This window comes from Bradyrhizobium pachyrhizi, from assembly GCF_001189245.1.
GTDB classification, from domain to species: Bacteria; Pseudomonadota; Alphaproteobacteria; order Rhizobiales; family Xanthobacteraceae; genus Bradyrhizobium; species Bradyrhizobium pachyrhizi.
Genome location: NZ_LFIQ01000039.1, coordinates 163291 through 183859 on the forward strand (window position 1 = coordinate 163291; position 20569 = coordinate 183859).

The window sequence follows — 20569 nt, forward strand, 5'->3', positions numbered from 1 at the left end:
TTCACACCGCACTTGCCTTCAGCTTCCGGTACTCCGTCGGGGTCACGCCGGTCGTCGCCTTGAAGGCGCGGTTGAAGGGGCCGAGCGACTGGAAGCCGGCGTCCATGGCGATGGTGATGACCGGGACTTCGGCCTGGGAGGGATCGGCGAGCGCGGCCTTGGCCTCCTCGATCCGGTGGTTGTTCAGGAAGACATTGAAGTTGCGATAGCCGAGCCGCTGGTTGATCAGCCGCCGGAGACGATATTCGGGGATCTTCAACCGGGTCGCCAGCGTGCCGATCGTGACGTTGTCGTGGCGGTAGATCCGCTCGTCCGCCATCAGCCGCATCAGGGCATCGACCAGCTTGCGATCGGCCGCCTCCTCGGCCGCGGCCGGCTTCGTCAGCACGACGGCCTCCGCCGGCACCGTGAACAGGTCGGCACCATCGACGCGCATCATCGCCCAGGTGATTGCGGCCACGATGGCGGCGAGCACGGCCGCGTTCGCCAGGTTGGCCCATTCCACTGTCACGCGGCTGCCGGCATAGGCAATCTGAAGCAGCGCGTTCAATCCGCCGTACAGCGCAGACGCGGCGACGATGAAGACGCGGACACGTCGGCGACGCTCGACCAGATCCGCCGACCACGATCCGATGGTTTGCGCCACCGCAAGCGCAACGAAGACGAGCGTGAGCGAATTGACCATGATGATCGCGATCCGCGCGTGACCGGCGGGTGCAATCCACATGCAATTGACGAAGCTGTAGGCCACGACCGTGGCCCAGATCAGGCCGTGCCACCAGCGCAGCTGAAACGTGTCATCGAACAGCGCGCGCGTGAACAGCCAGAACACCACGATATCGCCGGTCGAGAGCGCGATCAGTGGCGCATGCCAGTCCGAGACCGGCGGCCCGGCACCGATCGACGCGGTCACCGCATGTGCGGCCGAACCGAGCGCGAAGGCGGCCGCAAGGCGCCCGGAAAGCGCCTTGCGAAAATCGGTGAGCAGCAAGGCGGCAAGCACCAGCAGCAGCGCCACGCTGGCGCTGCGCAGGCAGAGTTCAAGTGCGGCCCAGTGTGAAGCAGCCGATGTCATCGCCGAACAATCGTCGGTCGGAGGTGGTTTTTCAAGATGGCTGGCGCTGCCAACGTTGACGCGACGTCACCCAGATATCGACGACGTCGCCCTCGAGCTTGCCCGGCCCCTCGTTCACGGCACCGAGCCGCCGCGCCACGGCCTGTGAAGCTGCGTTGACCGGATCGATGCAATGGATGATGCGGTCGACCGTGAAGTTCGCGAACACAAAGTCGATCGCCGCATGCGCCGCTTCCACCGCATAGCCCTTGCCGCGATGCTCTTTGGCGATGCCCCAGCCGACCTCGAAGCCGGGCCATTCCGGCGGACAGTACGGGCCGACGCGGCCGATGTAGCGGCTGGAGGATTTCTCCTCCACCGCGAACATGCCGAAGCCGTGCAGCGCCCAATGGCCGGAGATGACGGCGGCATTGCGCCAGCCCTTCAGCTCCGAGGTGACCGGCTGGTGATCCGGCGTGATGAAGCGCGCGGTCTCGGGATCGGACAGCATCCGCGTGTTCTCAGCGATATCCGATGCGCGCCACGGCCGCAGGATCAGCCGGGCGGTCTCGATCACGGGACCGTCGACTTGCAGCAGTCTTGCGCCTGGCTTGATCAGAGAAACCATGACTGCCTCCGGTTTCCAAGATTATGCTGTTATCACGCGCGCGCACGCGTCAGAAGTATGTCGTCGTCCCTGCGAAAGCAGGGACCCATAACCACAGGGCTTCGTTGTTTGACGAAGCCGTGGCCACAGCCTGCTCCATCACCGCGCCCTGTGGTTATGGGTCTCGGCTCGCGCGGAGCCTGTCATCGGGCGGCGCTTCGCGCCGACCCGTTGGCTTGGCCGGGACGACGATTGGAGTATGATTGCTACACCACCGTAAGGAGTCCGACATGAGCTGGCAGCCCTCGACCGATCCCGAACTCGGCGATCCCAAGACCTGCGACGCGCTGGATCTGATCATCGTGCCACGCACCCGCGATCTAGGCGACGGCTTTGCCGTGCGCCGCGCGCTGCCGCATGGCAAGCGGCAGATGGTCGGGCCGTTCATCTTCTTCGACCATTTCGGGCCGGTGCAGTATCTCGCCGGCAAGGGCATGGACGTGCGGCCGCATCCGCATATCGGGCTCGCCACCGTCACCTATCTGTTCGACGGCAGCATCATGCACCGCGACAGCGAGGGCAACATCCAGGAGATCCAGCCCGGCGCGATGAACCTGATGACCGCGGGCCGCGGCATCGCGCATTCCGAGCGCACTCCCGACGTGCAACGCCGCGACGGCCAGAAGATGCTGGGCCTGCAAAGCTGGATCGCGCTGCCGGCGGGCAAGGAGGAGATCGCGCCGTCGTTCCAGCATTATGGCGCAGGCGACCTGCCGATGATCTCCGAGCGCGACTTCACCGCGCGCATCATCGCGGGCTCGGCTTTCGGCATCACCTCGCCGGTCAGCATGGTCTCGCCCTGGTTCTACACCGAGGTGACCGCGAAGGCCGGCACCTCGGTGCCGCTCGACCCCGACCACGAGGAGCGCGCGATCTATCTCGTCGACGGCGAGGTCGAGATCGCGGGCGACCGCCACGAAGGGCCGCGGCTCCTGATCTTCCGGCCCGGCGACCGCATCACCGTGAAGACGCTGCGGCCGACCCGCATGATGTTCCTCGGCGGCGACGCCCTGGAGGGGCCGCGCCACATCTGGTGGAATTTCGTCTCCTCCTCCAAGGAGCGGATCGAGCAGGCCAAACAGGACTGGAAAACCGGGCGTTTCGCGCAGGTTCCACACGAACACGAGTTCATTCCGCTGCCGGAGTGAGCTAATTCCTGTGGCTCTTTGATTTGAGCATGATCTTTTCGGAAAACCGCTGCACAGTTTTCCGGATCATGCTCTAGTCTGCGGCGCCCGCGCGCCTCGTGCGGGCGCTCGTCATTGAAGGCTCTAGAAAGATCACGCCATGACCGCGATGCTATCCAGCGATTTGCCCCTGCCCCGGATCGGCCGCGGCAAGGTGCGCGATATCTACGCCGTCGGCGACGATCGGGTGTTGCTGCTGACCACCGACCGCATCTCGGCATTCGACGTGGTGATGGCGGAAACCATTCCGATGAAGGGCGCGGTGCTGACTCAGATCAGCGCCTGGTGGTTCCGGCAGCTCGAGGGCACCGTGCCGCATCACATGATCAGCACCGATGCCGACGAGATCATTCGCGCCGTGCCTGAACTGAAGAACCATCGCGCCGACATCCTCGGGCGCGCGATGCTGTGCAAGCGCACCACCGTGTTCCCGATCGAATGCGTGATCCGCGGCTACATCTCCGGCTCGGCGTGGAAGGAATACGCGGCCGATGGCACGCTTGCCGGCGAGAAGCTGCCGGCCGGCCTGGTCGAGAGCCAGAAGCTCGAGCCCGCAATCTTCAGCCCGGCGACCAAGGCCGAGGCTGGCCATGACGAGAACATCACGGTCGCGCGGGTGCGCGAGATCGTCGGTGCCGACGTCGCCGCGACGCTGGAGAAGATGGCGCGCGACGTCTACGGCTATGGCGAGCAGACCAGCCGCGCCCGCGGCATCATCATCGCCGACACCAAGTTCGAGTTCGGCCGCGACAAGGACGGCCGCATCATCTTGATCGACGAGGTGATGACACCGGATTCGTCGCGCTTCTGGGCGGTCGATGCCTACAAGCCCGGCCAGCCGCAGCCGAGCTTCGACAAGCAGCCACTGCGCGACTATCTCGACGTCGAGCGTCGCGCCGGCCGCTGGAACGGCGACGCGCCCGCCCCGCCGCTACCGGCGAGCGTGGTGGATGCGACGAGCAAGCGGTATCTGGAAGCGTATCGCCGCGTGACGGGAAGCGAGCTGAAGGTCTGATCGGTCGTCCGTGGGTAGAGCGCAGCGAACCCCACGACCTCTATCCGTGGCACGATGGTGATGGGTTTCGCTACGCTCTACCCATCCGCGTCTTAATGGTTGCTACGAAATATCACCGCCAACCCCGCGAAGGCGCGCAGCGTCGTGCCCGCCATTGTGGCCGTGCTCGTGATGGTGGGCGCGCTTCGCTTTGCCCACCCTGCGGAATTGCGCCTTTCGTCGCGGGATTGCACCGTAGTCGCCTCTGATGTCACTCTCCGGGCACAAACAAGAACAGCCCAGGGAGCGCCCCATGTCCGATACCGTGCTCGTCGAACGCGATGGTCCCGTCACCATCATCTCCATCAACCGTCCGCACAACCGCAACGCCGTCGATGGCGCCACCGCGCGCAAGCTGTATGACGCGTTTCTCACCTTCGATGCGGACGCGAGCGCATCCGTCGCGGTGTTCACCGGCACCGGCGGCTATTTCTGCGCTGGCGCCGATCTGAAGGCGGCGGCGGCGGGCGATCCCGAGAAGAAGCGCGAGGTCGGCGGCCACGACACGATCGCGCCGATGGGACCGAGCCGGCTGCGGTTGTCGAAGCCGGTGATCGCCGCGATCGAAGGCTTTGCGGTCGCCGGCGGCATGGAGCTCGCGCTGTGGGCCGACATGCGTGTTGTGGCCGAGGACGCAACCTTCGGCGTGTTCTGCCGCCGCTTTGGCGTGCCACTGATCGATCTCGGCACCATCCGCCTGCCGCGACTGATCGGCCATTCGCAGGCGATCGACCTGATCCTCACCGGACGCCCGGTCGGCGGCGCTGAAGCCCACCGCATGGGGCTCGCGAACCGATTGGTGCCGAAGGGCGAGACCCGCGCCCACGCCATCGCGCTCGCCAGGGACATCGCGAAATTCCCGCAGAACTGCCTGCGCGCCGACCGGCTGTCGGCGCTGCGGCAGTGGGACCTCGACGAGGAAGAGGCGATCAGGAACGAGATGCGCGGCGGGCTCGAGGTGATCGCCTCGGGCGAAACGCTGTCGGGCGCGGCGCGCTTTGCCTCCGGCGTCGGCCGTCACGGCGCCTTCGGCAATGAGGGCGGCCACGGCTGAAGATCACGCCTGCCTTCTCCTTCCCCCTGAAAGGGGGAAGGTCGGGATGGGGGTCAGCCGCAGGCGACGCTTGATGCGGGAAAGCAAATCCCCACCCGCTTTGCTCTGACGAGCAAAGCGACCTCCCCTCTTCAAGGAGAGGTTGACGCCAATTCCGCGGCCCTGGGTTTCGTTGGGCTTTGCGCGAGAAGCAAAATGCGCGCGCTGAGAATTGGTTGTCACAAGAATCCTGTTGTCGTCCTGCGCCGGGCTCGTCTACGACTGGCGGCGAAAGTTCAGGACATTTTTTAACGTGATTAGTCGATCGCTTTATTTCGGCTCGCAAGCGCGGCGGGCGATGCACGACGTGCTCGGCGGCGGTGCTGCCAGTGTGCTCGGCATCACGTTCGGCCTGTCCTACGCGCTCTTGATCTTCGCCGGGCCATTGTCGCCCTATCTGTCATACGGCGTGGCGGCGACATTCATTTCCTCGGCAGTGCTCGCGACCTTCATCGCGCTCGGTAGCTCGCTGCCCTTCGCGGTCGCCGGCCCCGACACCTCCACCGCGGCGGTGACGGGCATCCTGATGGCCTCGCTGGTCGAGCGCATCGCTGCCGCCAATCCGACGGCGCCGCTGCTCGCGCCGGTCCTGATCACGCTCGGGCTCTCGACCATCGTCACCGGCATCGTGCTGTGCTGTCTCGGGCTGACACGGTTCGGCCGTGCCATCCGCTACGTGCCTTACCCTGTGGTCGGCGGATTCCTCGGGGCAACCGGCCTGTTGATCGTGCTGGGCGCGATCAGGGTGATCACCGGCTACCCCGTGCAGCTCAGCACCCTCTTCTACTTCACCAACATCATCACGATCTCCGAGCTCAGTGCCGCCTGCGCGATGGCGCTGGTGCTGTATCTGACCTGGCATCGCTCGCGCACCCCGTTCGGTCTGCCGATCATCCTGATCGGCGGCGTGATCGTGGCGCACCTCGTATTCTGGATCATCGGCATCGCGCCCGAGGAAGCGCATCTGACCGGCTGGACCTTCGAGCCGCCGCCGGCATCGACCTTCATGCTGCCGTGGCACATGGCCGAGCTTGCGCAATATCCGTGGTCGGCGGTGCCGGACCTGCTCGGCAACATGATCGCCGTCGTGTTCGTCACGGCGGCGAGCACGCTGTTCAACACCACCGGCATCGAGGTCGCGGTGCATCGCGAGGCCAATCTCGAGCGCGAACTCAACATCACCGGCCTCGCCAACATCGTGACCGGCGCTCTGGCCGGCTATGCCGGCTGCATCTCGGTCAGCCGCTCGATCCTTAATTTCTCAAGCGGCGGGCGCGGCCGGCTGTCGGGGCTGACAGTCGCCGCGATCTCGCTGCTGATGCTGGCGGTGGCTCCGCAGCTGCTCGGCTACATGCCGAAATTCGTGCTCGGCGGCCTTCTGCTCTATCTCGGCGCCGACCAGCTGCACAAATGGATGATCGAATCGCGCAAGCGGCTGTCGAAGACCGAATATGTGTCGCTGCTCGCGATCATCGCCATTATCGTGACCTGGGGCTTCGTGCCCGGCATCCTGATCGGCGTCATCATCGGCTGCGCCACCTTTGCGCTCAGCGCGGCGCGGGTCGAGGCGATCAAATACGGTTTCGACGGCTCGGAATATCGCAGCTCGCTGGATCGCTCGCGCGACGACCGCGAGGTGTTGTCGGCGCATGGCGGCAAGATCCAGGGGCTGACCCTGCAAAGCTATCTGTTCTTCGGCTCCGCCAACCGCCTGTACCAGCACGTCAAGGCGCTGCTGCGCGAGCACCCGGAGTGCCGCTATCTGCTGTTCGACTTCAAGCTCGTTACCGGCGTCGATTCATCGGCGGCCTACAGCTTTGCGCAGATCAAGCGCAGCGCGCACGAGGTCGGCGTCGAGCTGGTCCTGGTGCATCTGTCGGCCAAGGCCGAGCAGGTGCTGCGCTCCGGCGATTTCATCACCGAGGGTGTCACCGTGATCGACGAGCTCGATCGCGCGCTTGAATGGTGCGAGAACCAGATCATCGCGCAGCACCAGGAGCTCGCGCAGGAGGAAGCTGACCTGCGCGGCTGGTTCGCGGGGATGCTCGACAGCGAGAACGACGCCGACGCACTGATCCGGCGCTGCCAGCGCATCGAGGTCGACGCCGGCGAGGTCATCGTGCATGCCGGCGACGCCGCCGATTCCATGCACTTCATCCTCGACGGCCGGGTCGGCATCATGGTGCCCGCCGAGGACGGCCGCTCCACCCGGGTGCGCAGCCTCGGCCGCTACACCACGATCGGCGAGATGGGCCTCGTCTCACAGGCCCCGCGCAGCGCGACCATCCAGGCCGAGATGGCGAGCGTGCTCTATGTGCTGAACACCCACCAGTTCACCGCGATCCGCGACGAGGACCCCGAGCTCAGCCACAAGCTGCTGACCTATTTCGTGTCGGTGATGGCGGAGCGGCTGACGTTTGCCAATCGCACCATTGCGGTGCTGCGGCGGTAGACAAGGCGTAGCCCGGATGGAGCGCAGCGCAATCCAGGGTTTAGCCGCGCGGCAGCATCGGCCCCGGATTTCGCTTCGCTCCATCCGGGCTACGAAGGTGAGGTCGAGCTACAGCAACCCCCGGCTTTCGCTCGCCGCGAGCTCGGCCATCAGCGCCTTGTCGTCATAGCGCGCCAACGAAAGGCTGCGGGCGAATGCGGGAGCCGGCGCGCCGACGATGGCGCGGGCGCATAGATCGCCGGTGGCGCAGGCGCCCATCGTGCCGTAGCCGGAGAGCGCGGTGGCGAGGAACACGCCCGGTGTCTTCGCAGCCCCGATCAGCGGCCAGTTCTCTCTCGTCATCGGATAGTAGCCGCCGTAATGCACGCGGGCGCGCGGCAGCGCGCCGAGATAGTGCGCGAGCTTTGGCTGCAGCCGGCTCGCCGCGCGCAGCACCACTTCGGGGAAATAGGGATTCAGCTCCGGCTCGCGAACCGGCTCGGTGGTCTGTTCCGCGTTGAACGCCCAGCCGAGCTTGATCCACTCGCCGTGATCGCCGCCGTCGGGCCGGCAATGGATGCTGCCCGGCATCGGCGCCAGCAGACGCGAAAATTCCGGCGCCGCTGACAGCGCCTCGCGCTCGTCATCGGACCAGGCCAGCGTCTGGCCGTCGAGATCGATCGCGAACGGCATTTTGCGATCGACCGCGCGGTTGCGGTCGGCGAACGCGATCTTCTGTTGCAGCACATTGACGATCGGCAGCTCTTCGCCATGCATCGCCGCGACATGCGCCGCGAACGGGCCCGCGGCGTTGACGATGATGTCGGCCTTGATGGTCTGCCTCGCGCCATCGGCGAGTACATCGACGGTGAAGCGACCAGTCTTCGCGATGCCGAGCACCTTGGCCCGCTGGAATTGCGCGCCGAGCGGACGCACGGTCTCCAGCATGTACTGGCCGAGCTGCTGGCCGCTGATATCGCCGGCGCGGCGGATATGCAGCGCCGTCGCGACCTCCTTGTCGAAGCTCGGGTAATGGGCCTGGATCAGGTCGCGGCCGAGCAGGACGTCGACCCCGTCAGGCGCGCTCTGCCAGTCCGCCGAATGCGGCGGCAGATAGCCTCGGCCGTCGCCCTCATGCATGCGGATCAACTGTTCGGCCTTCGCGCCGTAACCGGCATGCAGCTGCTGCAGCAGTTCCTCGGGCTTCTCCTCGCGGGTGACCAGAAGATAGCCGCGCCGCGTCATGTGGATGCGGTTGTCGCTGCGGCGCGCGATCTCCTCCATCAGGTCGGTGGAATGATTGGTGAAATCGGCCATCGTCGGATGCGGCCACCAGTTGCGGTAGTTCTCGCCCGACTGCGCCGAGGTCAATGCCATCGGCTGGCCTTCGTCGACGATCAGCAGGCGCGAACGCTTGTGCTGTATGGCGAGGTAATAGGCCGTGGCGATGCCGACGATGCCCGCACCGATCACCAGGATTTCGACATCATTGGTCTTCACGCGCACTCTCCTGCGGCCGCGCAGCGCGGCCCGCGATCATTCACATTGTCTGAGCGACGATCAGGCAGGGCGCCCTTCGCCTGCATCGCGCAGCGCCTGGCGCTGCGCCGAGCGCAGCGTCTTCTGCGTCTCCTCGATATGGTCGCGCAGCAGCCGGACCGCCTTCTTGACCTCGCCGTCGCGGCAGAATTCGAGCAGCCGGTAGTGCTCGCGCTGCGGCCGCTCCTTGCCGGTCGCCTGCGACACCAGCGCCCGGGTGAAGCGGCCGACATGGCCGTAATTCGCCTCGATCATGCTGAGCAGGCGCGGGCGATTGCACGGCGCGTAGAGCGTGGCGTGGAATTTCCAGTTGAAGGCGCCCCATTGCGCCGGATCGGGCTCGGCATCATAGGCGCGGAGGATTTTCGTCGCCTCCTCGAGATCGATCTCGCCGATGGCCGGGATCGCCAGGCGCAGCGCGTGGCATTCGAGCGCGATCCGGATCTCGAGCAGCTCGATCACCTCGTCGATCGACAGATCCGAGACCACCGCGCCGCGGTTCGGCAGGAAGGTCACAAAACCCTCGGCCTCGAGCTGGCGCAACGCCTCGCGCACCGGGATGCGGCTGGTCCCGAACCGCGCGGCAAGCTCGTCCTGACGCAGCTGCAATCCGGGCGCGAGCTCGCCCGAGCTGATCGCGGCCCGCAATGCCTCGCGCACGGCGTCCGGTGCTGAACCGTGGGGTCCGGCCCCTCGATGGCTGATGACGGTTGCGGGTTCCATCCGGCTTCTCTCTCTGTGCGGCGGGCATCAGGATATCCGCCATGGTCCATATTGTATAAAATCGGTTTCCAATTTATGCAATGCTATGTATAAAATCTGGCCTCATCGTATCCAACATTGCCAGCGCTCGCGAGCACCTGATGCGTCAAACCACCAAGCGGTTGATCTGCCTAGCTTTTCTTGCGGCGACGGTGTCCGCCCCGGCACAGGCCCAATCGTCCGGCGGCACCCTGGCCAAGATCCGCGATGCCGGCGAAATCCGGCTCGGCCACCGCGACGTCTCGGTCCCGTTCTCCTATCTCGACGACAACCAGCAGCCGGTCGGCTTCGCGATGGACCTCTGCGCGCGGATCGTCGATGCGGTGAAGGCCGAGCTCAAGCTACCGGCGCTGCAGATTAGGCTGCAGCCGATCCAGCTCTCCACCCAGATCCCACTGATCGAGAACGGCACCATCGACATCGTCTGCGGTCCCGCCACCAATACGCTGGAGCGGCAGAAGGTCGTCGCCTTCAGCAACACGATCTTCGTGTCGAGCATCCGCGCGGTGGTGCATAAGGACGCGCCGATCAAGACCTTTGAGGATCTCGGCGGCCGGCCGGTCTCGCTGACCTCGGGCTCGACCTCGATCGGACTGTTGAGCACGGGCCCAGGAGAAGAACTTTCAGACCAGAAACATCCTGACGGCGGACCACGCCGCATCATTCCTCGCGCTGACCACCGGGCGCAGCGAAGCCTTCGTGATGGACGACATTCTGCTGGCGAGCCTGATCGCGGGCAGCCGCAACCCGGCGGACTGGCGCATCATCGACGACAGCCTGCGCACCGAACCCTACGGGCTGATCATCCGCAAGGGCGACCCGGAGTTCAAGGCGCTGGTCGACAAGACGCTGGTCGCTATGATGAAGAACGGCGAATTCCAGGAGCTCTACGCAAAATGGTTCACGCGGCCGATCCCGCCGAAGAACGTGAACCTGAATTTTCCGATGACGGCGCCGCTGAAGGATGCCGTCGCCAACCCGAACGACAAGGGCGTGTGATCAACCGAAAGCCCGGCTCCGATTCAATCGGAGCCGGGCTGAAGCGCGACGACAATGACGGCGATCAGACGCCGGCCATCATCACGTATTTGATCTCGACATATTCATCCATGCCATGGCGCGAGCCTTCGCGGCCGAGGCCCGATTCCTTGACGCCGCCGAACGGCGCCACTTCGGTCGTGATCAGGCCGGAGTTGACGCCGACCATGCCCGACTCCAGCGCCTCGGCGACGCGCCAGACGCGGCCGATGTCGCGCGAATAGAAGTAGGAGGCGAGGCCGAACGGCGAGGCATTGCACATCGCGATCACGTCGGCCTCGTCCTTGAAGCGGATCACCGGCGCAAGCGGACCGAAGGTTTCCTCGTGCGACACCAGCGCGTCCGGCCGCACATCCGACAGCACCGTGGGCTCGAAGAAGCTGCGGCCGAGCGACGAGCGCTTGCCGCCGGTCACGATCTTGGCGCCGCCCTTCACCGCATCGGCAATGTGCCGTTCGACCTTCTCGATCGCTTCCATGTTGATCAACGGCCCCTGCGTCACGCCCTGCTCCGTGCCGTCGCCGATCTTCATCTCGGCGACCTTCTTCGACAGCTTCGAGACGAACGCGTCGTAGATCTTGTCCTGGGCATAGAGACGGTTGGCGCAGACGCAGGTCTGGCCCATGTTGCGATACTTCGAGACATGGCGCCTTCGACGGCGGCATCGATATCGGCGTCGTCGAACACCACGAACGGCGCATTGCCGCCGAGCTCGAGGCCAAGCTTCTTCACGCCGACCGACGCCTGCCGGTACAGGATCTTGCCGACCTCGGTCGAGCCGGTGAAGCCGACGAAGCGCACCGCCGGATGCTCGCACAGCACCTTGCCGATCGGCGGCGCATCACCGGTGATGATGTTGAACACGCCCTTCGGCACGCCGGCTTTCTCGGCCAGCGCAACGAGCGCGAGCGCGGACAGCGGCGTCTCGTTGGCGGGCTTCAGCACCACGGTGCAACCGGCCGCCAGCGCCGGCGAGACCTTGCGGGTGATCATCGAGTTCGGGAAATTCCATGGCGTGATGGCGCCGCAGACACCGATCGGCTGCCGGATCGCGAGCAGACGCGCGTCCGGACGCTGGGTCGGGATCGTCTCGCCGTAAACACGCCGCGCCTCTTCCGCGAAGAATTCGACATAGGCGGCGCCGATATCGACCTCGCCGAGCGCTTCCGCCAGCGGCTTGCCCTGCTCGGAGGTCAGGATCAGCGCAAGGTCCTCGCGGTTGGCGATGATCAGATCGAACCATTTGCGCAAGATGTTGGAGCGCTGTTTCGCGGTCAGCTTGGCCCAGGTCGGAAACGCGCGCTCGGCGGCCTCGACGGCCCTGGTCGCGTCATCGGCGCTCAGCTGCGGGATCTTGATCAGCTCGACGCCGGTCGCCGGATTGTTGACGGCGAATTCGGGGGTGCCGACCCAGGCGCCGTCGATGTAGCAGCGGTCGCGCAGCAGCGAGGGGTCCTTCAGGCGGCTTTGCAGGGAGGATGCTGCGGATTGGGTGGCGCGTGCGGCAACGGGCGGGGTCATGGCGTTACTCCTGTCATTTCTGGAATTTCTTGGGGGTGTTCGCGCCTATATAAGCGGAAAGCCGCTGCGATGCACCGGCGCCGGGCGCGACCCTGCCTCAAGCAATATTGAGGGCTCGCGCGCGATCTTTTTTTTACGCGCCGTCGTGCAGCGGCGCTCAGACCGCCCCGCCAGACATATAGGTTTCCCGACGGCCGATCATGCGCTCGGCCGCGGCCTTGGCGTCCGCCTTGGTCGAGGTCGCGCAGGTCCGGTATTCGAGGTCGGCCTGCGCCTGCGCATCGCGGCGGCCGAACCAGGATTTGGCGCCGGTCTGCAGCAGCGCCAGCGCCCGCGCGACATTCTCGACGGCCTCGAACGAGTGCAGTGCGCCGGTACCTGCGTAGCGAACTTCGTAGAGACCTGGGCTGATCGGCGCTTCGATATTCTCGCCGCGGCCCGGCCGCGGATAGCGCTTCCATTCACTCCATGTCGAAATCATTGCTGCGCCCCCCGCAAGGCGGGAAATGACGAATCTTTTCGTCAAATCCGGTCCAATCCGCCGCACCGTTTGTGCAGCGATCTGAATGCGTTAATGCAAATAATCAGGTGCGAAAATCATTCCTTGATCACGTTACCGTGGCCGCCCGCGAAGGTCACCGGGACTTGCGCGGCGTCCCCTGCAAAATCTGCGCGCGTGGTGAACGCCTCCCGACCAAGGCCGTTCCTAGCAGCCGGCCTTCACGACATCGCGACGTGGTCGCATCGCGCCCGCCTTGCGGGAGCGGAAAAGCGGGAGGATGATCCGCCCACTTCAAAACAATAAACCCCACCGGAGGAAGCCCCCAATGCAGAGCAAGGCTCAGATCGATCAGGTATTGCGCCAGAAGAGCGAGGCAAAGGAAATTCCCGGCGTGGTCGCCATCGCGGCCACCGGCAAGGACGTGATTTACGAAGGCGCGTTCGGCAAGCGCGACCTCTCCAAGAGCGATCCCATGACGGCGGACAGCGTGTTCTGGATCGCCTCGATGACCAAGGCGGTGACCTCGGCGGGCGCGATGCAGCTCGTCGAGCAGGGCAAGCTCTCGCTCGATGAGCCGATCGGCAAGCTGTTGCCCGATCTCACTGCGGTGCAGGTGCTCGACGGCTTCGATGCCAAGGGCGAACCGCAGTTGCGGCCGGCGAAAAAGCCGATCACGCTACGCCAGCTCATGACCCACACCGCCGGCTTCGCCTACGATATGTGGGACGCCAATCTCGGGAAGTACCTCGAAAAGACCGGCACGCCCGGCATCATCACCTGCCTGAATGCCGCGCTGAAGACGCCGATCATGACAGATCCCGGCACGCGCTGGGAATACGGCACCAATATCGACTTCGTCGGCAAGGCGGTGGAGGCCGCATCCGGCAAGAAGCTCGATGCCTATCTGCGCGACAACATGTTCGCGCCGCTCGGCATGAGCGACACCGCCTTCAAGATCTCCGACGACATGCGCAAGCGGCTGGTCGGCATGCACGCCCGCGGCGAGGACGGCACGCTTGCGGCGATCCCGTTCGAGCTCGAGCAGAACCCCGAATTCCACATGGGTGGCGGCGGCCTGTATTCGACCGCGGCCGACTACATCAAGTTCTGCCAGATGATCCTCAACAAGGGCAAAGGCAACGGCAATCAGGTGCTGAAGGCCGAGACGGTCGCGACCATGGGCCAGAATCACATCGGCGAGCTCACCATCGGCAAGATGACGACGGCCCTGCCGATGTATACCAACGATGTCGATCTCTATCCCGACATCGTCAAGAAGTGGGGACTGAGCTTCCTGATCAACACCGCCAAGACGCCGGAAGGCCGCAGCGCCGGCAGCCTCGCCTGGGCGGGCCTTGCCAACACCTATTACTGGATCGATCCGTCGCGCGACGTCTGCGGCGTGATCCTGACCCAGCTGTTGCCGTTCGCCGACAAGCACAGCCTGGAGGCCTTCGCAGGCTTCGAGAAGGGCATCTATGCCGGGCTGGACGCCGGCAGCGGGCAAAGGGCGGCGTAAGGCTCGATGAGATAAGTCGTACCAGCCGTTATGGGACTTCTCTCCCTCTCCCCGTTCTTACGGGGAGAGGGTTGGGGTGAGGGCTATTCCCGCGCAGACGGTCGCAATTGGACTCGCAGAGACTCCCCTCACCCGGATCGCATCTTCGATGCGATCCGACCTCTCCCCGCACGCGGGGCGAGGTGAAGCGGAACCCGTCGCCGCTACAATCGAAAACCATACCCGCCATTGGTCGGGCCTGTCCCATCTGCGCCAAACGACTAAGATCGCGCAAAAAAGCGCGGCGACACGAACACGACCACGAGGAGGACGAGCTTGGCACCCACACCCAAGGGAGACAGCAAGGCAGACAGCTATGTCTGCGGCATTTCCGATACGCCGTTGCTCGGTGAAACCATCGGCCGCAGCCTCGACCGTGCTCGCACACGCTGGGGCGAGCGCGAGGCGCTGGTCTCGCCCAGCCACAATGTGCGCTGGACCTGGAACGAATTCGCCGAGCGCGCCGAGGCGCTGGCGGCGGGCTTCATCGCGCTCGGGCTGCAACGCGGCGAGCGGATCGGGATCTGGTCGCTGAACCGCCCGGAATGGACGCTGACGCAATTCGCCGCCGCGAAAGCCGGACTGATCCTCGTCACCATCAATCCGGCCTATCGGCTGAGCGAGCTGGAATTCGCGCTCGGCAAGGTCGGCTGCGCCGCGATCGTGACGGCGACCGCATTCAAGACCTCGGCCTATATGGAGATGCTGAACACGCTGCTGCCCGAGCTCGCAAGCTCGGAGCCCGGTCACTTGCGGTCGGCGCGGCTGCCGCAACTGCGCGCCGTGATCCAGATCGGCGGACCGGCGGCGCCGGGCACCATTCCATTCGATGCGGTATCGCAGATGGGCGGCGAGCGCCATCGCGAGCAGCTTGCGGCGCTCGGCGAGAGCCTGCAGTTCGACGATCCCGTCAACATCCAGTTCACCAGCGGCACCACCGGCTCGCCGAAGGGCGTGACGCTGACCCATCACAACATCCTCAATAACGGCTACTTCACCGGCCGCGCCATGCGCCTGACCGAACAGGACCGCATCTGCATTCCGGTGCCGCTCTATCACTGCTTCGGCATGGTGATGGGCAACCTCGCTTCCGTCACGCTCGGCACCACCATGGTCTATCCCGGCGAAGGCTTTGATCCGCTGGCGACGCTGACGACGGTCGCGCAGGAGAGATGCACGACGCTGTACGGCGTGCCAACCATGTTCATCGCCGAGCTCGACCATCCCGACTTCGCGCGCTTCGACTTGTCCTCGCTGCGCACCGGCATCATGGCCGGCGCGCCCTGCCCGATCGAGGTGATGAAGCGCGTCAACACCGAGATGAACATGCGCGAGGTGACGATCGCCTACGGCATGACCGAGACCAGCCCGGTGAGTTTTCAGAGCGCGACCGACGATCCACTGGAGCGCCGCGTCTCGACCGTCGGCCGCATCCATCCGCATGTCGAGGTCAAGGTGGTCGATCTCGGCGGCAAGGTGGTGCCGCGCGGCGAACGCGGCGAGCTCTGCACCCGCGGCTACAGCATCATGCTCGGCTATTGGGACGAGAAGGAAAAGACCGGCGATGTGCTCGACGCCAATGGCTGGATGCACACCGGCGATCTCGCCGTGATCGACGACGAAGGCTATTGCAACATCGTCGGCCGCATCAAGGACATGGTGATCCGCGGCGGCGAGAACCTGTATCCGCGCGAGATCGAGGAGTTCCTCTACCGCCATCCGAAGATCCAGGACGTGCAGATCTTCGGCGTCGCCGACGAGCGCTATGGCGAAGAGCTGTGCGCCTGGGTCAGAATCAGGCAGGGCGAAACGCTCACCGCCGACGAGGTCCGCGCCTTCTGCCAAGGCCAGATCGCCCACAACAAGATCCCGCGCTATGTCGAGTTCGTCGATGAATTCCCGATGACGGTGACAGGGAAAATCCAGAAGTTCGTGATGCGCGATGCGGTGGAGCAGCGGCTGGGATTGAAGGCGGCGAAGACGGCGTGATCTCTCTTCTCCCTCGCCCCGCTCTTTGCGGGGAGAGGGTCGGGGTGAGAGACCGCCTCCGCAAATTCGAAAGCAGTGAATACGCGGAGACTCCCTCTCACCCGGAACGCATCTACGATGCGATCCGGCCTCTCCCCGCGAGCGGGGCGAGGCGAAGGAGAAAAGCCCCGCCTAAACCAGCAGCCCCTGCTGCTTCGCCAGATCCTGCAGCGACACCAGCGGCCGGGCGCCGATGTGCTGGATCACTTCGGCCGCGGCGAGCGCGCCGAGCCGGCCGGCATTCTCATGGCCGACCTTGCGCACGAGACCGACGAGGAAGCCGGCGGCGAACAGATCGCCGGCGCCGGTGGTGTCGACCAGCCTGTCGATGGGCGAGGCGGGCGGCGCGACGACACTGTCGCCGGAGATCACGACGCACCCCTTCTCGCTGCGGGTGACGACGCCGAGTTTGGTATCCTTGCCGAACTGCTTCAGCGCGGTGTCGAAATCCGAGGTCTGGTACAGCGAGTGCAGCTCGGACTCGTTGGCGAATACCAGATCCACCACGCCCTTGCGCATCAGATCGAGGAATTCGTCGCGGTAGCGATCGACGCAGAACGAATCCGACAGCGTCAGCGCGACCTGGCGGCCCGCGCCGTGCGCGATGGTCGCCGCCTTCACGAAAGCGTCCTTGGCGTTCTTCGGATCCCAGAGGTAGCCCTCGAGATAGATGATGCTGGCGGCAGCGATCTGGTTTGGATCGATGTCGTCGGGCGTCAGGTCCTGCGCGGCGCCGAGATAGGTGTTCATGGTGCGCTCGCCGTCCGGCGTCACCAGGATGTAGGAGCAGCCGGTGGCCGGGCCGGTCCTGGCCGGCGCGGTGTCGAAGGTCACGCCGGCGGCGCGGATGTCGTGGACGTAGAGCTTGCCGATCTGGTCGTCCTTGACCTTGCCGACATAGGCGGCGCGGGCGCCGAGACTGCCGACGCCGACGATGGTGTTGGCGGCCGAACCGCCCGACATTTCGGTCGCCACCCCCATGTCGCCGTAGATCGCGGTGGCGCGCGCCTCATCGATCAGCTGCATCGAGCCCTTGGTCATGCCGTGACGGGCAAGGAATGCCTCGTCGGTCTGCACCAGCACGTCGAAGATCGCGTTGCCGATTCCAAGAACGTCGTATTTTGCGTCAGCCATAGACCTGCCCTGTGTTAACGCCACCCAACAAGAGCCGCGACCTATCACGTTACGCCTCGGGGCAGCAAGGGAAGCTATTTGGGCGAAACCCTGTCAGCATTGCGCTCTGCCAACCCGTCATCCTGAGCGCGTAGCGCGTCTCGAAGGATGAAAGGCCCGGCTCAGGCCGATTCATCCTTCGAGGCTCGCTTCGCTCGCACCTCCAGCGACAAAGGCGGAGCCTTTGCGCGGGGATGACGGGTTTAAGACGGCACCACTGGAAGCAATACCTGCTACTGCTATACAGACCCCATGTTCCGCTCCTTCCTCACGGTCTCCTCGGGAACGCTGGCCTCGCGACTGCTCGGTTTCGTGCGCGATTCCGCGATCGCGGCGCTGCTCGGCGCGGGACCGGTGGCGGATGCATTCCTGGCGGCATTCCAGCTTGTGAATGTTGTGCGACGGCTGTTGTCCGAGGGCGGGCTGAATGCCGCTCTGGTGCCGGCCTGGCTGAAGGCGCGCGATGCCGGCGGCATGGACGCGGCAACCGCCTTTGCCGGCCGCGTGCTCGGCACCGTCAGCGCCGCGGTGATCGCAGCGGCGCTCGTCATCGGCGTGCTGATGCCGCTGGTGATCGCGGCGATCGCGCCGGGGTTCGTCGGCCGCGACACGCTGCAATTCGCCGTCGACTACGCGCGGCTGATGCTGCCCTATCTCGCCTTCGCCGGCCCGGTCACGGTGATGATGGCACTGCTCAGCGCGCAGGGGCGCTTCGCGCTGACCGCGTTCTCGCCGCTGTTATTCAACATCGCGCTGATATCGGTGATGGCCGTGCTGCTGGTGCGGCAGCAGGAGCCGGCGCAGGCCGCGCTGGTGATGGCGGCAACGATCGGCGCCGCCGGCTTCCTGCAACTGTCGATGCTGGCGCTGCGCGGCGCAAGGCTCGCCTCGCCGCTCCGCGTGTCCTTCGATCCTGACATGGGCGGCTTTCTCGGCCGCGCGATCCCCGGCATGGTCGCGAGCAGCGCGCCGCAATGGCTGATGGTGGCAGGCGCGGTGATCGCGTCGACCTCACCGTCGGCGGTGTCCTGGCTCTATTTCGCTAACCGCCTGCTCGAGCTGCCGCTCGGCATCGTCGGCGTCGCCATGGGCACGGTGCTGATCCCGGAGATGACGCGCGCCGTTCGCAGCGGCGAATCCAGCGCGATCGCGCATGCGGAATCACGTGCTCTCGAGCTTGCGGTCGGGCTGGCGCTGCCGGCGACGCTCGGCCTGATGGTGCTGAGCGAGCCGATCGTGCGGATGCTGTTCGAGCACGGCGCGTTCACAGCCCAGGATAGCGCGGCAACCGCGCAAGCCTTGATCTGGCTGACGCTGGCCTTGCCGGCGCATGTGCTGGTGAAGGCGCTGTCGCCGGCATTCTTTGCGCGCGAGGACACGCTGACGCCGCTGCTCGCGACGCTGAAGGCGGTCGTGGTGGCGATCGCGGCGTCCTTCCTGCTCGGCCAGATCTTCGGCGCGAGCGGAATCGCCGCAGGCATTGCGCTCGGCTCCTGGAGCAATGCGCTGGCGCTGATCCGCAAGGGTGCCGCAACCTTCGGCTTTTCGATCGACGCCGCAGCGCGCCGCCGGCTGCCGCGCATCCTGGCCGCGGCGCTCGCGATGGGCGCCCTGCTCTGGCTTGCGGAGGGCGGGCTGCCGTCAGCCGGCAGCCACGGTTTCGTGCAAGCAGCCTCCCTGCTCGCGTTGATCGCGGCAGGTATCGCCGGTTACGGGCTGTTCTTGCAGCTTTTCGGCGTCACCGGCTGGCGCGAGGCGGTTAACGCCGTCCGGCAAAGGCGCCCCGCCTGACTTGCGTGCGCGGAGCTTAAGTGGCAAACGACGCGGCAAAACTAGCCATTTCCGGGAATCGAGACCATGGCGTTCGTTGAACGGGTTTTCTCAGGCGTCCAGCCGACGGGCAATCTGCACCTCGGCAACTACCTCGGCGCTATCGTCAACTTCGTGAAGATGCAGCAGACCCACAACTGCATCTATTGCGTCGTCGACATGCATGCGATCACGCAGGGCGTCGAGGTCTGGGGCGGCCCGGCCGAGCTCGCCCGCAACACCCGCGAGGTCACCGCGGCCTTCATCGCCGCGGGCATCGATGCCAAGAAGCACATCGTGTTCAACCAGAGCCAGATCGCCGGCCATGCCGAGCTGACCTGGATCTTCAACTGCGTCGCGCGGATCGGCTGGCTGAACCGCATGACGCAGTTCAAGGAGAAGGCCGGCAAGGACCGCGAGAACGCCTCGGTCGGCCTCTACGACTATCCGGTGCTGATGGCCGCCGACATCCTGCTCTACCGCGCGACCCATGTGCCGGTCGGCGAGGACCAGAAGCAGCATCTGGAGCTGTCCCGCGACATCGCGCAGAAATTCAACAACGATTTCGGCGATTCGATCCGCGGTCATGGCTTTGCCGACGGCCTGTTCTTCCCGCAGCCCGAGCCGCTGATCACGGGGCCCGCGACGCGGGTGATGAGCCTGCGCGACGGCACCAAGAAGATGTCGAAGTCGGATGCGTCGGACAATTCGCGCATCAACCTCACCGACGACGCCGACACCATCAAGCAGAAGATCCGCAAGGCGAAGACCGATCCGGAGCCGCTGCCGTCGGAGGAGAAGGGTCTCGAAACCCGCCCCGAGGCCGACAATCTGGTCGGCATCTACGCGGCGCTGGCCGGCATCTCCAAGCAGGAGGTGCTGACACAGTTCGGCGGCGGGCAGTTCTCCAGCTTCAAGAACGCGCTGGTCGAGGTTTGCGTCGCGAAACTGGCGCCGATCGCCTCCGAGATGAAGAAGCTGGTCGCCGATCCCGGCCATGTCGACGCGGTCCTCGCCGACGGCGCCAACCGCGCCCGCGGCATCGCCGACGAGACCATGCGCATCACCAAGGACATCGTCGGCTTCATCCGCCCGCGCTGACGCGCAAGGCAGGAACTGCGCGCTCCCTCTCCCAAACGGCGAGGGAGTATGG

14 protein-coding genes and 2 pseudogenes are annotated in these 20569 nt (G+C 65.4%); 9 read left to right on the forward strand and 7 right to left on the reverse strand.

The window, feature by feature from the left end:
• Nucleotide 1 precedes the first annotated feature (1 nt).
• On the reverse strand, nt 2-1075 hold the full coding sequence (locus tag AKL29_RS05555; RefSeq protein WP_050383408.1) for an AraC family transcriptional regulator: 1074 nt from the start codon (nt 1073-1075) through the stop codon (nt 2-4).
• Nucleotides 1076-1106: 31 nt separating this feature from the next.
• Nucleotides 1107-1682: a GNAT family N-acetyltransferase gene (locus AKL29_RS05560; RefSeq protein WP_050383409.1), complete on the reverse strand. Its 576-nt coding sequence runs from the start codon at nt 1680-1682 to the stop codon at nt 1107-1109.
• Between the two features lie 269 nt (nt 1683-1951).
• On the opposite strand from AKL29_RS05560, the gene AKL29_RS05565 reads away from it, so the two are divergent.
• The 4 genes from AKL29_RS05565 to AKL29_RS05580 all read left to right on the forward strand — a co-directional run bounded on the left by AKL29_RS05565 (nt 1952) and on the right by AKL29_RS05580 (nt 7507).
• Nucleotides 1952-2869, forward strand: a complete 918-nt coding sequence (locus AKL29_RS05565; protein ID WP_028335539.1) for a pirin family protein — start codon at nt 1952-1954, stop codon at nt 2867-2869.
• A 139-nt stretch (nt 2870-3008) separates the two neighbouring features.
• Nucleotides 3009-3923, forward strand: a complete 915-nt coding sequence (locus AKL29_RS05570) for a phosphoribosylaminoimidazolesuccinocarboxamide synthase (protein ID WP_050383410.1) — start codon at nt 3009-3011, stop codon at nt 3921-3923.
• Between the two features lie 292 nt (nt 3924-4215).
• A complete protein-coding gene (locus tag AKL29_RS05575) occupies nt 4216-5016 on the forward strand; it encodes a crotonase/enoyl-CoA hydratase family protein (RefSeq protein WP_050383411.1) in 801 nt (266 codons plus the stop codon).
• A 337-nt stretch (nt 5017-5353) separates the two neighbouring features.
• Nucleotides 5354-7507, forward strand: a complete 2154-nt coding sequence (locus tag AKL29_RS05580; protein WP_082190483.1) for a SulP family inorganic anion transporter — start codon at nt 5354-5356, stop codon at nt 7505-7507.
• Between the two features lie 108 nt (nt 7508-7615).
• On the opposite strand, the gene AKL29_RS05585 is transcribed toward AKL29_RS05580, so the two are convergent.
• Together AKL29_RS05585 and AKL29_RS05590 are read right to left on the reverse strand one after the other, a co-directional pair.
• Nucleotides 7616-8986, reverse strand: coding sequence for an NAD(P)/FAD-dependent oxidoreductase (locus AKL29_RS05585; protein WP_050383608.1), 1371 nt, complete (start codon nt 8984-8986; stop codon nt 7616-7618).
• 60 nt (nt 8987-9046) lie between these two features.
• Complete coding sequence (locus tag AKL29_RS05590; RefSeq protein ID WP_050383412.1) at nt 9047-9748, reverse strand: GntR family transcriptional regulator; 702 nt, start codon at nt 9746-9748, stop codon at nt 9047-9049.
• 140 nt (nt 9749-9888) lie between these two features.
• Between AKL29_RS05590 and AKL29_RS46580 the strand changes: the two are divergent.
• Nucleotides 9889-10786 (forward strand): annotated as a pseudogene (locus AKL29_RS46580) (transporter substrate-binding domain-containing protein).
• 64 nt (nt 10787-10850) lie between these two features.
• On the opposite strand, the pseudogene AKL29_RS05600 reads toward AKL29_RS46580, so the two are convergent.
• Nucleotides 10851-12346, reverse strand: a pseudogene (locus AKL29_RS05600) (NAD-dependent succinate-semialdehyde dehydrogenase).
• Between the two features lie 157 nt (nt 12347-12503).
• Nucleotides 12504-12827, reverse strand: coding sequence for a hypothetical protein (locus AKL29_RS05605; RefSeq protein WP_028335531.1), 324 nt, complete (start codon nt 12825-12827; stop codon nt 12504-12506).
• 346 nt (nt 12828-13173) lie between these two features.
• On the opposite strand from AKL29_RS05605, the gene AKL29_RS05610 reads away from it, so the two are divergent.
• Together AKL29_RS05610 and AKL29_RS05615 are read left to right on the forward strand one after the other, a co-directional pair.
• Nucleotides 13174-14367 (forward strand): serine hydrolase domain-containing protein, encoded by a 1194-nt coding sequence (locus AKL29_RS05610; RefSeq protein WP_050383413.1) that lies wholly within the window; start codon nt 13174-13176, stop codon nt 14365-14367.
• Nucleotides 14368-14682: 315 nt separating this feature from the next.
• Complete coding sequence (locus tag AKL29_RS05615) at nt 14683-16395, forward strand: AMP-binding protein (RefSeq protein ID WP_050383414.1); 1713 nt, start codon at nt 14683-14685, stop codon at nt 16393-16395.
• A gap of 171 nt (nt 16396-16566) precedes the next feature.
• On the opposite strand, the gene AKL29_RS05620 is transcribed toward AKL29_RS05615, so the two are convergent.
• Nucleotides 16567-17568, reverse strand: coding sequence for an adenosine kinase (locus AKL29_RS05620; RefSeq protein ID WP_028335528.1), 1002 nt, complete (start codon nt 17566-17568; stop codon nt 16567-16569).
• A 291-nt stretch (nt 17569-17859) separates the two neighbouring features.
• On the opposite strand from AKL29_RS05620, the gene murJ reads away from it, so the two are divergent.
• Nucleotides 17860-19398, forward strand: a complete 1539-nt coding sequence (gene murJ, locus AKL29_RS05625; protein ID WP_050383415.1) for a murein biosynthesis integral membrane protein MurJ — start codon at nt 17860-17862, stop codon at nt 19396-19398.
• A gap of 66 nt (nt 19399-19464) precedes the next feature.
• A complete protein-coding gene (gene trpS, locus AKL29_RS05630; RefSeq protein WP_050383416.1) occupies nt 19465-20517 on the forward strand; it encodes a tryptophan--tRNA ligase in 1053 nt (350 codons plus the stop codon).
• Nucleotides 20518-20569 lie beyond the last annotated feature (52 nt).